The organism is Mycoplasma sp. 1012, from assembly GCF_054343455.1.
Map to the genome: position 1 here is coordinate 1 of NZ_JBTGVG010000002.1, position 15029 is coordinate 15029.

13 protein-coding genes and 1 rRNA gene are annotated in these 15029 nt (G+C 24.7%); 6 read left to right on the forward strand and 8 right to left on the reverse strand.

All coding sequences use genetic code 4. The annotated features are described in order from the left end of the window. The first annotated feature begins 117 nt into the window (after window positions 1–117). Window positions 118–942 carry an alpha/beta fold hydrolase gene (locus tag ACXX89_RS00370; protein WP_458557248.1) on the forward strand — a complete coding sequence of 275 codons (825 nt, stop codon included), beginning with the start codon at window positions 118–120 and terminating at the stop codon, window positions 940–942. 28 nt (window positions 943–970) lie between these two features. On the opposite strand, the gene leuS is transcribed toward ACXX89_RS00370, so the two are convergent. From leuS to ACXX89_RS00385, 3 genes are read right to left on the reverse strand one after another with little or no spacing between them, the layout of a single operon-like run. Then, a complete protein-coding gene (leuS, locus tag ACXX89_RS00375; RefSeq protein WP_458557249.1) occupies window positions 971–3349 on the reverse strand; it encodes a leucine--tRNA ligase in 2379 nt (792 codons plus the stop codon). A 39-nt stretch (window positions 3350–3388) separates the two neighbouring features. Further along, window positions 3389–4534, reverse strand: a complete 1146-nt coding sequence (thiI, locus tag ACXX89_RS00380; protein ID WP_458557250.1) for a tRNA uracil 4-sulfurtransferase ThiI — start codon at window positions 4532–4534, stop codon at window positions 3389–3391. A gap of 1 nt (window position 4535) precedes the next feature. Then, window positions 4536–6116 carry a hypothetical protein gene (locus ACXX89_RS00385; protein WP_458557251.1) on the reverse strand — a complete coding sequence of 527 codons (1581 nt, stop codon included), beginning with the start codon at window positions 6114–6116 and terminating at the stop codon, window positions 4536–4538. Between the two features lie 208 nt (window positions 6117–6324). On the opposite strand from ACXX89_RS00385, the gene rpsD reads away from it, so the two are divergent. Continuing rightward, the gene (gene rpsD, locus ACXX89_RS00390; protein WP_436358760.1) at window positions 6325–6924 is read left to right on the forward strand and encodes a 30S ribosomal protein S4; all 600 of its coding nucleotides are present in this window, start codon (window positions 6325–6327) and stop codon (window positions 6922–6924) included. A gap of 465 nt (window positions 6925–7389) precedes the next feature. Further along, window positions 7390–8424: an Mbov_0400 family ICE element protein gene (locus ACXX89_RS00395; RefSeq protein WP_458557252.1), complete on the forward strand. Its 1035-nt coding sequence runs from the start codon at window positions 7390–7392 to the stop codon at window positions 8422–8424. Window positions 8425–8717: 293 nt separating this feature from the next. Here ACXX89_RS00395 and ACXX89_RS00400 read toward each other — a convergent pair whose 3' ends face one another. Further along, a complete protein-coding gene (locus tag ACXX89_RS00400; RefSeq protein ID WP_458557253.1) occupies window positions 8718–9200 on the reverse strand; it encodes a hypothetical protein in 483 nt (160 codons plus the stop codon). Between the two features lie 199 nt (window positions 9201–9399). Next, window positions 9400–9505, reverse strand: a 5S ribosomal RNA gene (gene rrf / locus ACXX89_RS00405). Between the two features lie 166 nt (window positions 9506–9671). Here rrf and ACXX89_RS00410 point away from each other — a divergent pair. After that, window positions 9672–11426, forward strand: coding sequence for a ribonuclease J (locus tag ACXX89_RS00410; RefSeq protein ID WP_458557254.1), 1755 nt, complete (start codon window positions 9672–9674; stop codon window positions 11424–11426). A 31-nt stretch (window positions 11427–11457) separates the two neighbouring features. Here ACXX89_RS00410 and ACXX89_RS00415 read toward each other — a convergent pair whose 3' ends face one another. Genes ACXX89_RS00415 through ACXX89_RS00425 form a run of 3 tightly spaced genes read right to left on the reverse strand, consistent with a single transcriptional unit; the run spans window position 11458 to window position 12820 of the window. Next, complete coding sequence (locus ACXX89_RS00415) at window positions 11458–11844, reverse strand: hypothetical protein (RefSeq protein WP_436358756.1); 387 nt, start codon at window positions 11842–11844, stop codon at window positions 11458–11460. A gap of 2 nt (window positions 11845–11846) precedes the next feature. Beyond that, the gene (locus ACXX89_RS00420) at window positions 11847–12329 is read right to left on the reverse strand and encodes a DUF4231 domain-containing protein (RefSeq protein ID WP_458557255.1); all 483 of its coding nucleotides are present in this window, start codon (window positions 12327–12329) and stop codon (window positions 11847–11849) included. Beyond that, on the reverse strand, window positions 12329–12820 hold the full coding sequence (locus ACXX89_RS00425) for a hypothetical protein (protein ID WP_436358754.1): 492 nt from the start codon (window positions 12818–12820) through the stop codon (window positions 12329–12331). The genes ACXX89_RS00420 and ACXX89_RS00425 overlap by 1 nt, the downstream gene beginning before the upstream one ends. A gap of 99 nt (window positions 12821–12919) precedes the next feature. On the opposite strand from ACXX89_RS00425, the gene ACXX89_RS00430 reads away from it, so the two are divergent. Both ACXX89_RS00430 and ACXX89_RS00435 read left to right on the forward strand, forming a co-directional pair. Beyond that, window positions 12920–14023: an AEC family transporter gene (locus ACXX89_RS00430; protein WP_458557256.1), complete on the forward strand. Its 1104-nt coding sequence runs from the start codon at window positions 12920–12922 to the stop codon at window positions 14021–14023. Then, on the forward strand, window positions 14023–15021 hold the full coding sequence (locus ACXX89_RS00435; protein WP_458557257.1) for an NAD(P)-dependent oxidoreductase: 999 nt from the start codon (window positions 14023–14025) through the stop codon (window positions 15019–15021). The genes ACXX89_RS00430 and ACXX89_RS00435 overlap by 1 nt, the downstream gene beginning before the upstream one ends. Window positions 15022–15029 lie beyond the last annotated feature (8 nt).

The window sequence follows — 15029 nt, forward strand, 5'->3', positions numbered from 1 at the left end:
AAAGAGGACATTTTGATTAGTAAATACCCCGGGACATTTTGATTAATAATTTGCAAAATCTATTAAAATCCGAAACATAAAATGTGATAAAATAATTTAATAAGATATAGGAGTTATATGCAAAAAAAAGAAATACTAATAAAAAATGAAAAAATATTTTATATAGAAGAAAATAGTGGAAAGCCAAAGGTTCTTTTTCTTCATGGCTTTAATTCATCACATAGTTTTGCACAACAAGTTTACAAAATAACAGATAGAAATTATGATGTTGTTGCTTTTGATTTTCCTGGTTGTGGATTGAGTTCTAATAATGAAACTATAACCATTGAATATTATCAAGAAATTGCAGCGGAATTTGTTAAACAAACGGGAATTTCCTTTAATTTAGTAATTGGTCACTCTCTTGGTGGAGCAAGTGCTCTGCACTTATTAAATAATAATTTAATTCCTAAAGCATTACTTGCTGCTCCAATAAATTACAACATTTTAGGGACTATTGCTAAAGAAACTTTAAAACAATCAAAAGAAAGACTTAATAAATGACTTCTGCCAAAAAACTATGAAGAAGCATATGAAAGTTCAGATAACTTAGTTTATGAAAATAAAAATAATTACAAAAAAAATTTAGAAAAAATAGCAAATGTCTTCTTAACAGTTACCAAAAATAAATTCTCTGTTTTTAATAATTTGGTAAGAAAACAAATTATTAATTCTTCTTATTTACAAAAAAATATTAAAAATCTTTACTCTGTTAATAAAGATTATGAATTCATATCAGGAACCAAAGATATGTTTGTTCCTTTTATTTCTGTGGCTAAAATAGCTAGTGATTATAATAAAAATTTTATAGGACTAAAAAATTGTGGTCATGCTTTGTTTTTCGAAAAACCTTATGAAATAAACAAAAGAATTGAAGAAATTATTAAAACACAGACTAATTAATTTATGTCTGTGTTTTTTTATAATAATGCTATACATTAAAAATTATTATTTTATCTTTTACATAGATTTTCTTTTTAATTTCTTTATTATCAATATTTTTTATTATATTAGGTTCGTTTAAAGCTTTAGCAAAAAGAGAATCTTCTGTATCGCTTTCTTCTTTTTCTATTACCGCTCTAACTTTTCCATTAATTTGAATAGGTAATTTAATTTTCTTATTTAAAATTAAATTCTCTTGCAAAATTGGTCATGATTGCTTGCTTATTTCGTTTGCTTGTAGTCTGCTTAACAATTCTTCTGAAAGGTGTGGTGCTAAAACAGAAAGCATTATACAAAAATCAATTAACATTTGTTTATTGGAAATTTTTTCAGTTTTATATAAACCATTTATGAAAACCATAAGTTTACTAATAGCAATATTGAATTTTAAATTTTCAATTGCAATTGTAACTTCTTTAATAGTTTCTTGTCATAAAGAAATCATCTCTGAATCATCAAAGTTTGCATCAATTAAATCATTATTTGCGAATTTATCTAAAATAACTTCAACTCTATCTAATCATCTTCTTATACCTTGGATTGCATCTGTACTTCATTCTTTTGTATCAGTTAATGGTCCCATAAACATTTCATAAACTCTTAAAGTATCTGCACCATATTCGTTTACGATATCATCTGGGTTTATAACATTTCCTCTACTTTTAGACATTTTTTGCCCATCTGTACCTAAAATCATTCCTTGATTTACAACCTTAAAGAAAGGTTCATCATTAGGTAAAATCCCTATATCATAAAGGAATTTGTGTCAAAATCTAGAATAAATTAAATGTCCTACAGCGTGTTCTTGACCACCAATATATAAATCTACAGGAAGTCATTTTTTAAATCTCTCATATGCTTTGGGGCTATCTATATTTAAATATGTTCCATCTTCATTTTTGAGAATAAAAGCTAAAAAGTATCAAGAGCTACCAGCTCACTGTGGCATTGTATTAGTTTCTCTTCTGTATTTTTTGCCATTTTTTTCAAAGTATAATCACTCTTTGTTATTTGCTAAAGGAGACTCTCCTGTTTTAGAAGGTTTAATATTTTGCATATATGGTAATTCTACAATTCCTTCATCTATGTAAATATTATCTTCTTCATCAAAATAAACTGGGAATGGTTCACCTCAATATCTTTGTCTTGAAAAAATTCAATCTCTTAGTTTGTAACTTATTTCTTTTTCAGAAATTCCCTTTTCATTTAATAATTTATAAATTTCTTCTTTTGCTTTTAAAATTTCTAAACCATTAAACTCTTCTGAATTAATTAATTTATTATCTTGTACAACTTTAATTATCTCTAAATCATATTTTTTAGCAAAATCAAAATCTCTTTCATCTTCTCCAGGAACTCCCATAACAGCACCTGTTCCATAAGAATTTAAAACATAGTCAGCAATTCAGATTGGGATTTTCTTCTTATTTAAAGGATGGAGAGCATATAAACCTGTAAAAATACCGTGTTTTTCTTTATTATTGGAAATTCTATCTCTTTCACTTAAAGTTTTAGTAAAGTCAATAAATTCTTTTATTTTTGGATTATTAATAATTAAATCTACTAATTTATTTTCTGGAGAAATAGCAATAAAAGTAACACCAAATAATGTGTCAATTCTTGTTGTAAACACTTCTATAGTTTCACTATTATTTTCAATATGAAATTTAATTGTGTGACCTTCAGATTTTCCTATTCAGTTTTTTTGTAATTCTTTTAACGAATCAGAAAATTCTAAGTCATTTAAACCTTCTAACAATTTATCTGCATAATTAGTAATTTTTAAAACTCATTGTTTCATTGGTTTTCTAATAACTGGAAAACCACCTCTTTCACTAACTTTATTTCCTTCGTTATCAGTTATCACTTCTTCATTAGCAAGAACGGTCCCTAATTCTTCACACCAATTAACATCAACTTCTTTTATTTCTGCTAAATTATGTTCATATAATTTTTTAAATATTCATTGTGTTCATTTGTAAAATTTAGGATCAGTAGTATCCACCTCTTTAGATCAGTCATATGAAAAACCTAAACTTTTTAACTGTTTTTTAAAAGATTGAATATTACTTTGTGTAAAAGAAGCAGGGTGATTTCCTGTTTTTAGTGCATATTGCTCTGCTGGTAAACCAAAAGCATCTCATCCCATTGGATGAAGAACATCAAAATTATTTAGTCTTTTATATCTTGCTATTATATCTGTTGCTGTGTAACCTTCTGGATGTCCAACATGCAAACCTGAAGCGGATGGATATGGAAACATATCAAGAACATAAAATTTTTTTTCTTTATTTTCTGTTGTTTTAAATGAATTATTAATTTCTCAGTGTTTTTGTCATTTTTTTTCTATTTCTTTGTGATTATACATAATATTATTATTATATAAAAAAAACAATTTTGAAAAAATTTATTTTTGTGTTTTAAATCTTTTCAAAATCATTTCTTTTTCAATTGCACTTATTTCCATTTTTTTAATTTCAGATAACTCTTCTTCATATTTTTGTGCAAATTCTGAAGTTGGTTTTATAACTGGTTTTTTAGGAGCAAATAATTCACAAGCTTCATTTGCTTTTTCAATAGAAATTTCATAAGTACCTATTTTGTTAGCTAATTTAATAGTATCATTTTTGTTAAAAGTTAATAATGGTTTATATATTTGTAAACTTGTTTGACTACCAATAACATCCATTGATTCCATAGTTTGAGATGCAACTTGCCCTAAATTTTCTCCATTAGATATAGCTATGTAACCAAATTTTTTAGCTAAAATATCTGCTATTCTATAAAAACTTCTACGCATTAGATTTATTTTATAAGACTGGTCAGAAACTAAACCGATGTAATTCATTAAATCTGTATAGTTTATTTGAAATAATTTAGAACCACCTTGATAATTAGATAACAATTGAATAATTTTATCTACTTTTTGAACTGTTTTTTCATCAGTGTGTGGTGGTGTTATAAAAGACAAGAAATCAATATGCACACCTCTTTTCATCATTTCAAAAGCTGCAACTGGAGAATCAATTCCTCCAGAAATTAAATGTAAAACTTTACCAGAAATACCAACAGGTAAACCATCTAATCCTTTATAAAATTTAGAAAAAACATAAGAATATTTTTCTCTAACTTCAATATTGATTTGTTGATCAAAATTTTCCAAATCTACCTTTATTTCCTGTTTTTTTGCAAATAATTCGGTAGCAACTTCTTTTATAATTTCTTGTGAATTTAAAGGGAATTTTTTTCAGTTTCTATGACAATTTAATCTAAATTTTAAAAGATTATCATCAAATTGTCTTAAAACTTCTTCTTTTATGCTTTCTATATTAGTTTCTACTCTTTTTACAGGAGAAAAAGAAGAAATACCAAAAACTTTAGATAAATTTGCTAAAGTTTTTTCGCTATAAGGTAAATACATTCTATCAAAACTTACTTCTGGAATTTCCCCTGTAATTTTTATTATGTTTTGCTTCAAAGTGTTTATAAATTGTTTTCTATTACCACCTTTTAAAACTAATTCACCATATCTTATTAAAATTAAATCATACATATTATATTATTTCCTTTTCTAAAAATTTTACTATATTTTCTAATGCTTGTGGATAGTTTCCTTGTCTATGCATTTCTTCTGCTATTTTAAAACTGGCATCCAGTTTGTTTTTAGAACTCCTAAAAACATTCATATTTTTATATAAAAAATTTAATATTTCTTTGTATAAAAAATCAGTAAATATTTCTATATTATTTGTCAATAAATCATTTAACTTTTTAATATAAATTATTTTTTGGTCATTTTTTTCTTCATTTTCTATCAATAGAAACAAATTCAATATTTCTTTTTTGAAATTTTCATTTATATTTTCTTTATGTTTATTTACCAAAAAATCAGTAATTATTTCTTTTTGTAAAGAAAAATTGTTTAATAAATTCTTTTCTTTTAATTCAAAAAAATAAATATTTTTTAAAGCGATTAACTTAAAATCTATAATTATGAATTTTTCAAAAATACTTTTTATTTTTTCTATTTGTTCAAGATAAGTTTCTTTATTTAATAAAATATCTTCTAATAATAAATTTATATTATCTAATTCTTCTTTTGCTTGTATAAATGCTGTATTTTCTTTATTTTCTATGAAAAGAAGTAACTCATTTTTTTTCCTTGCTATTCTATTTTTTATAATCAAAATATTTTCTGTTACTATTTGTTTAGATCTTTTTTCTTTTTCTATTTTTTCTTTATTTTCTAATGTTAATTTATAAATAAATTTTAAATTAATATTAACTTTTTCAATATCAATTTCTTTATGTGCTTTCTTGACATTATTAAAAAGAATTTCTACTTGCTTTTTGTATTCTTCAAAAGAAAAAACTCTTTCCAATTGAAATTCTTCTTTGTTTTCAAAATAAAAATTTTTTAATGATTCAAAAATGTTTGTTAAATTGTTGTCTATTTCGTTAGTAAATTTAACTACATAATTTAAAATTTTAAATAAATGAATTATATTTTCTTTATTTTCAATTAGTTTTTTGATATTTTCTTCTTTTTTATAGTTTAAATAATAATTTTGAGAAATAAAAACATTGTTGTTTGATATTTTTTTAATTAGTTTGTCTATTTTTGCATGAATATATTTTATTTTGTCTTCATTATTTTTAACAAATGTATTAGCTTTATGAAGATCCTGAGTCATTTTATTATAGTATCCTAAAAAAAACTTATTATTTTCAAAAATATAGTTATATTTTTCTTTTAGTTCTTCTAATATTTGAACTCTATCTGTAAAATAACTATTAAGTTTTAACTCTATTGCTGCATAAGAATGATTTATAATATTTGCTTTTTCAATTCTGCTTAAAAATTTAGTTTCTTCTTCGTTTTTATCTTTATGTTTTTTAATTATTTCTTTTAATTCTACTTCTTTTTGTTTTTCTTCTTCGTTTTTTAAATGTTCATGCTTAAAATAAATTTTTATTTGATTTATTAAAATATCAATTTCGTTTTTTATAGAATTGTTTCTTTCGTTTTTTTTAACTTGTTCTTTTTTATTTCTTTCTTTTTCTTTTCTTCTTTTTTGTAAAACAAAAATAAGGATAATTAATCCAGTTATCAATAATAAAACTAAAAATCCCAATAAAAAAAATAAAAAATACTTCATTTGCTATTAAATTATACAAAAATGATGTAAAATATTAAAGCAATAAACACAGCTAAATAATATATATTAATATTTTTTAAATTTGTTTTAAATTTGGAAGTAAACTTTGCTGGATGTCGAAACCATTAAATTTAAAAAAATAATATGGAATTATTTCTTAACGTTTTTTGCAGAAAGAGGAAAAATGTCAAGATATACTGGTCCAATTTTCAAAAAATCAAGAAGATTAGGATTTTCAATTTTAGAAACTGGTAAAGAATTTGCAAAAGGTAAAAAAAGAACTTACGCTCCTGGACAACACGGACAAAAGAAAGTTAAATTATCTGATTATGGATTACACTTACACGAAAAACAAAAGGTTCGTTTTATGTATGGTTTAAATGAAAGACAATTCAAAAACACTTTCTTTAAATCTTCAAAACGTAAAGGTGTTGCTGGAACAAACTTCTTACAAATGTTAGAAACAAGGTTAGATAATATTGTTTACAGAGCAGGATTTGCTACAACAAGAAGACAAGCAAGACAATTAGTAAATCATGGTCACTTTACTTTAAATGGAAAAAAAGCAGATATTCCTTCAATGCAAGTTTCAATTAATGATGTAGTTGAACTAAAAGAAAAATCAAGAAAAAACGTTCAAATTACTGCAGCACTTGAATTAAAACAAAAAGCAGAATGAATTGAATATAAAGATTTTAAAGCTACTTTAAAAAGATTACCAGAAAGAAGAGAATTAAGTCAAGAAATCAATGATGCTTTAATTGTTGAGTTCTACAACAAATAATAATTTCAACACAGGAATTCTCCTGTGTTTTTTTTGTCAAAAACTTGCTTTTTTTTTTTTTTTGTAAAATCTAATTGGTATCTAATAATTAAATTAGATAGAAAGGAGGCAACCTATGATAAACTTCTTTTATCCAGGTGGTAAAGGGCAACCAGATAACGACCCTAAGGGCGCTGGTTTTCCTTCTTCTACAGGTAACCCTTCCGGTAGCGGAAGAGGAAACAACAATTCCAAAAAATAAAATTTCTACTTTGTTGCAATTAGCTAAGAGCAAAATTAGTTAATTGTTGTATTTATAATTATTAGATACCAGTAAATACTCCTAGTATATATTTTAGTAGAAAAATTAAAAAACGGTGTTTGAAAAGAAAAATGAAGAGGGACAAAATAATTATGTTCCTCTTTATTTTTCTTTTTTTTCTTTTTATTATTAATAGATCTATAATTAAAATATAAGGAATTGAAATGAAAAAAGATAAAAATCACATTGATACTATGAAACCATTTTTCCCGGAAGAATCAATAACATTTGATAGATTAGAAGATGATTTTCACAAACATCCAGTCATTATTTTTTATAACGAATGAGAAGAAATATATTATTATTTAAAATGTCGTAGTTCTATAAAACATAAAAATTTCAGACACGAACTTAATGGTGAATATCTAATTAAAAAAGCAAATAACGGATTACTAAATCATGATAGTTTTATAGATACTGCTCAAATTTATAAAATTTTTGAAAAAGATTTATTTAAAGTTTTTGATAAAAATAATTTACTTTATCTAGATACTAAATTTCTAGATTTAGATGATATTAAAAATATTTATTTTATGCTTTGAGATAATCTCAAACAAAATCCACCTTATGTTTCTTTAAGTGAAATTTCTATAAAAAATGACCAAATTACTGCTAAAACACTTTATTGTCATAAAGATTTTTTAACCAGAGATCTTAATCATTTTAAAAATTCAAATAACAGTGAAGAGTCAATTTTAGAAAAAGAAAAATTAGTTGTAGATATCATAAACAACAGAAATACATTAAAACAAACTTTATTAGAACTTAAAAACATTTATTTAGGTACAAATAGCGAATATAAAGAATTAATGGAAGAAATCGATTATTTTGAACAACACAAAAGTTCTATAATTAATAATCATAAATCTTTCATTGAAACTAACGGTTTTAATTGTCACCATTATTGTGCATCACAACTAAAACAAATTTTTCTTGGTTTAGAATCAAAAATAGATGTATCTAAATATGCAACAAATAATTTTAATTGCTTTCAAATGGAACAAATTCGTTTAGGTTTAGAAAAAAATTTAGATATTTCTCTTTATGCTAATCCAATTTATGATAATTGACAAATGAAAGAAATAAGAGAAGGATTATTATCTAATATAGATGTTCTAAAATATGCTGATCCAAAAAATTCATCTGAAGAAATGAAAAATATTCGCTTAATATTACAAAAAAATAAAAATCAACATTAGTTGATTTTTTGTTTAATGTTTTTTACTTAAAAATTTTACAAATTCGTCAAAATGTAAAAAATTATTGTTTATTTTTAAGGTTTGCAATTGTTCTGGATTAAATAGTTTTCTTGGAACTTCAAAAGCGATATAACTAAAAGATGGTTCTACATAATTTGCTGTTTCATCTGCTGGTTCACTTTCATTATTTGCTTTTAGTTTAGCATTTAATTCTAGATTAGTAGAATAAAAATTTAAAGTATTGTTTTCTTTTTGAATAATTGAATATAAAGGAAATTCCTTTTGTTTTGAATTTAAATCATTGTAATTTTAAATAGTGATTTAAATAAAGTATCTAATGTTTTTGTATGAACAAAGTTATTTAATACATAAAAATTTTCTTTTAAATTTATTTTACTTAAATAAAAAGCTAATTTTTGATAATTAAGCAAATTATTCATATGTTCTATTTCTTTAACGTTATCATTTTTTTCATATTTTATAACATAATCAAATAAAGTTTGTTTAAGATTATTTATATCTTTTTCTTCTTTTATTAGATAAAAATACTTAAGTTGTGTTTCGTTTGAACTAACATTTGAGTTGCTTAAAAAAGTAAAAGTTTCGTTAGATTTAATAATTTCTTTATCACCTAAATTGTTAAACTCAATTTTATAATTTTCATATTGAGTTTTTTCTTTGTCTTTTTCTGTTGTTGCACAAGAAACCACTGAAGTAGCAAAAATGGGAAAGCTAGCTAGTGAAGAAACTGAAAATAATAATTTATTTTTTAGCATAAGATTTCACCTACAAAAATAGTGTCTATAATTAATAAATTGAAATATTTTTTCTTCATTTTTCCGTCCTTACTTTTGTATTTACATAATAATTATATAATAATAATAATGTAATATATTCAAACATTTTTATAAAATAATCTAAATTTATTCAAATAAATTCAATAAATACTTTATAAAGTAAAAAAAGGAATAAAAAAAGCAGCAACTCCCTATTTTCCCATCTCTGGTATCTTCGGCGTAAAAGGTCTTAACTACTGAGTTCGGAATGGTATCAGGTGATCCCCTTTGCTATGGTCGCTTGTATATATATTACCATAAATTGTAAATTTGTCAAGATTTTTTTTAATTTTTTGTATAAATTTACAAAATTTAAAAATTAATTATAAAAAATTTTTTTTATTGTAAAATTTAAACAATTAATTAAATTTCTTTTTTTATTTTAACTTAAATTAATATATTAGGAGACATATGAAACCAACAAAATTATTTGCATTAGGTGGAATGCAAGAAATAGGTAAATCTACCCTTATAATAGAACACGAAAACGACATAGTAATAATTGATGCAGGAATTAAATTTGCTGATACTTTTGCTACTGGAATTAAAGGAATAATTCCTGATTACTCTTATTTAAAAGAAAATCAGCACAAAATTAGAGGTTTATTTATAACTCATGGACATGAAGATCACATTGGTGGTGTTACTTATCTACTACAAGAAGTTCATATTCCCAAAATTTTTGCACCAAGAATTGCTATTCAATATTTAAAAGCTAAATTTGAAGATAGAGGAATTAGAAAAAAAGTAGAATATGTAGAAATTGAAAGAGATGCTGTTCATACTTTCAATACACTAGAAGTAGATTTTTGAACTGCTCAACATTCAATTCCTGATGCTTTTGGAATAAGAGTTAAATCTCCAAATGGTTCCATTATGTGTACAGGAGACTTTAGATTTGACTATACACCTATTGGAAATCTAACTGATTTTAGCAAACTAGAACAAATAGGTAAGGAAGATTTAAGTGTGCTTCTTTCTGACTCTACAAATGCAATGAGACCTTTTCATTCACCAAGTGAAAAAGATATCTTAAAAGATATAGAAGCTCATATGATGGATGCTAAAAAGAAAATAATAATTACTGCTTTTGCTTCTAACTTAACCAGAGTTAAAGTTATTATTGAACTTGCTGCTAAACTTGGTAAAAAAGTTGTAACTTTTGGAAGATCAATGGTAAATGGAGTACAAATAGGAAGAAAAATGGGTTATATTGATGCTCCTAACGATGTTTTTATTGATAAGAAAAACATTTCAAAATACCAAGATAACGAACTTGTTATTTTAACCACAGGTTCACAAGGTGAACAGATGGCTGCTTTAACCAGAATGTCACAAGGAAAACATCCACAAATAACCTTAAAACACGGAGATATGATTATTTTTTCTTCTTCTCCAATCCCTGGAAACAGAATCAAAATTGAATTATTAGTTAATAAACTATACAAAACAGGTGCTATTATTAAAGAAAATGGAGTTGATGGTTATCTTCATACTTCAGGTCATGCTTATAAAGAAGAACACGAAAAAATCTTTAGATTAACCAAACCAACATATTTTGTTCCTTACCATGGAGAATTTAGGATGTCAGTAGTTCATGGGCAAACTGCTATTGAAAACGGAGTAAATCCCAATAACCTAATAATTCCAAGAATAGGTGAAGTATTACATTTAATAAACAAAAAACTCGTAACTACAAAGGAATTTATTAATCCAGGACCAATTTTTATTGATGGAGATGTTGTTTCAAAAGTTAATGTTTCTTTAATGAAAGAAAGAGTTGCTTTAGGTGAAAATGGTTTTGTTTATATTGCTATCGCAATAGATAGAAATAAAAACATTATAGTAGGAAAACCAAGAGTAGTTTCTAGAGGTTGCTTCTATGTTAAAACATCCACTGATTTTGTTGAAGAAATCAAGAGATTAGTTCATGGAGTTGTTTTATTTACAATAAAAAATAAAGAAGATTGAACAGTTCCAGAATTAAGACAGTTAATAAAAGATCGTTTAATTCCTTTCTTTTATAAAGAAAAAAGAAGAAATCCTATAATTATTTCTTCCTTCTTATTTACAGATGATAAGAAAAATCCTTTAGAAGGATTTGAAAGGCAAAAAGAAACAGAAGAAGATAATGAATTTGTTAATGAAGACGATTTAGATGAATAGAAAAATAACACTTTCTCAAGTGTTATTTTCTTTATTCTTCAATATCTATTTGTGCCAGTTCAACAACTAATTCATCTTTTGAAATTGTTAATGAATCATTTTTTAAATCTTGTTCAATTTGTTCTAAATATAAAGCTTTTTGCTTATTTGTTTCCCTTTTTTTAGAAAAAGCAAATAGTGTTGCTGCCGCTGTTAAAAATGCCATTATTGTAGTTATGATTGAAATGGTTACAAATAATCAAACTGCTGTTAAATTTGGGTTTTTAGCAATAGCATAAGCAGATAACAATCCATTAAATGCACTCATTAAAATTAAAGCAATACTTACAATTAAGAAAGTTCATTTGGATCTTAAATACTTAGTAGTTAAACTTTTCATACTTTTTTTAGTTCTGTTTATTTCATTTGAATAATCCATAATTATTCTTCTCCTTCGTTAAGTGAATATTTATTACCAAGTATTTCAGAAACTCTATCAAAAAATAATAAATCTTTATTTTTTGCTTCTGCATATTTTCCTTCATTTGCTTCAAAAAGAACTTTTTCTAAATAAATTAAATTATTAACTTTTTGATTTCTTATTCATTTTTTCTTTACAACAAATAAAGCTAATAATCCATTTAAAATAGCTAAAGAAATTCCTATTCACAATGTGAAAATTGGTCATTGATCTACTATTTTTCCATCAACTTCTGAAGTGAATAAAAGGGCAAATCCTTTAAATTCTTCTAATCTAGAAGAAGCTAGTTTTGCAACTCCCATTAAACCAGAAAAGAAAGTAAATAATAATGAAAATAGAGCAGCTACTCAAAAAATTATTTTATAAATTTTTGATTTTATATTAGTTTTTAAAGTTATATAATCAATAAATTCTTTTGTAGAATCAAATAATTTTACATTCATTATTTTCCACCTCCTAAAATAAATTTCTTGATTAATTGCCCTTTTGAAACTTGTTTTTTAGCTAAAAAATCTTTTTCAATTTGATTAAATTCTTTATCAAATTGTTCTTTTGAATAATTTTCATCTTCTCTTAATTTATATGTTATATATGTTATTTTTCTCATTGCTTGTTTATAATCTTTAAATTTCATTACTTCTCTATAAATAGATAAAAATAAATTAAATAAAAAGGTTAGAACAATAAAGGAAGCAAGTACAATTGTTAAACCTAATTCATCAAAAAATGATTTTCTTGTTTCTGCTGGAATAGAATTATAACGATTTACTTCTATAACAATAACTGTTATCGCAATTGCAATAATAGTTAAATTTAAAATTATTAAAGCTCATTTAATAAAATTATCTAAAATAGAAGAATATTTTGCTTCTTTTGCTAATTTTCTTTTTTTGCTTTCTACATATTCAAGCAATTGAATATTAATATTTTTCATTTTTCCTCCGACGGCACATATTATACTTTATTTTTTAAAAATAAAATAGTAAAATATATATGAGTTTTAAACTCAAATTAGGAGAAATTTTTTATAAATATGGATCAATTTATCAAAACAGTGAGTAACCAATCCCTATGGGGAGCAATAATTGCTTCTATCGGGATTATTACAATAGGTTACTTATTCGCAAAATTTAAAATTTTAAAACAAGAAGGTAAAGGAATTATAAATCAAATTGTTTTATTAATTGCTTTACCTGCTCTTGCACTAAACGGTTTTATGAAAACCATTACAATTAAAAGTTTAATTGAACAAGCTGTAATTCTTGGAGTCGCTTTTGCTTTTTACATAGTGCTGTGTATCATAGCACTAGTTTGAGTTAAATTTGTAAAAGTTCCCAAATTATCCAAATCTAAAGTTGTCAAAACTTTAGGTGGCGAAAATGTTACAGAATCAAGAGCTTTAGTTATTTGAATGATGTTAATTTTTGGTTCAACAACATTCTTTGGACTACCTATTATTCAAGCAGTTTATGACAAAAATGGGGTTTTAGCAGCTAACATCTGAAACATTCCATACAGAATTTTCCTTTATTCTCTATGTTTTATGTTGATGTCTGGTCTTAAATTCAATAAAGCAAACTTTTCAAAATCAATTAAAACCGCTTTATTAAATCCAATTGTTATCGCTACATTTATTGGTTTAATTTTATGATTAAGTCAATTAATTCCTGGTGGTACTTGAAATGTAGTAGATAAAAACGGTAACAAAACAGGAGTTATACTAGGGTGATTTGAATTAAGTAAAACTCTTCCTGCGTTACACAAAATAATTCAAACTCTTTCTGGTTTAGCTTCACCATTAATTTGAATAACAATTGGTATGACTATTGCTACAGTTCCTTTGAAAAACGCAATACAAGATATATGAGTTTGAATATTTGTAGCAATTAAATTAATAGCAATACCATCACTAGTTCTATTAATAATGTTACCTTTAAAATATACAGGAGTAGTTACTAGTCATGTTGCAAGTTCAATGGTTATTTTTGCTGCAGTTCCACCTTCAACAGTTGTTATTGCTTATTCAATGAAATATAAAATGCATGAAACTTATTCAGCACAATGTTCTGCTTTAGCAACTCTTTGTGCTATTGTAATGATGCCTGTTTGAATAGTTATTTTAGGATTGGTATTTTAATGGCAAATATAAAAGTTATTTGTTTTGGAGTAAGAGAAGTGGAAAAAGAAATTTTCCACAAATTTAATAAATACAATTATAAATTAGAACTTCGTTCTGACTCGTTAAATGAAAATACTGTTGATAGTGTTAAAGGTTTTGATGCAGTTATTACAAGAGCAAGCGATAAAGTTAATGCTGCTGTTGTAGAAAAAATTCATTCTTTTGGTATTAAATACATTTTAGCTAGAATTGTGGGTACAGATCATATGGATTTAGAAAAAATGAAAGAACTAGGAATCAAATCAGCAAGAGTTCCTTCATATTCTCCAACAGCTATTTCAGAATTAGCATTTTCACTTGGTGTAATGTTAAACAGAAAAAGTCTTCACTTTGCTCACAAAGGTTATAATAAAGATTTTACCGTTGATCCTTTTGGTTTTGCAAGAGAATTTAAAAACACAACAGTAGGAATTATTGGAACAGGAAAAATCGGATATTGAACTGCTCACTTTTTTAAATCAATAGGTGCAAAAGTTTTAGGATTTGATCCTTTTCCAAATGACAAGGCAAAAGAAGTACTGGAATACACCAATTTAGATGACCTATTAGCAAAATCAAATATTATTTCATTTCACATCCCTTATATTAAAGGTCAAAATGATAAAATGATAAATAAAGATTTTATTTCCAAAATGAAAGATAATGCTATTTTAATAAATACGGCTCGTGGTCAAATTCAAGATGAAAATGCTTTATTATGAGCTTTAGAAACTAACAAATTAAGTGCTATTGCTGCAGATGTATTTAACAACGAAGGTGAAATTTTCTTTAAAAAACACCAAAAAGAACTTCCAAATGAAACAGTTCAAAAATTAATGACTTATTATCCAAGATTTGTTGCAACTCCACACATAGGTTCATATACAGATGAAGCAGTTGCAAATATGGTTGAACAATCTTTTGATAACTTAAATGAATTTTTAACTACCGGAGATTGTAAAAATAAAGTTTACTAAAAACAAAA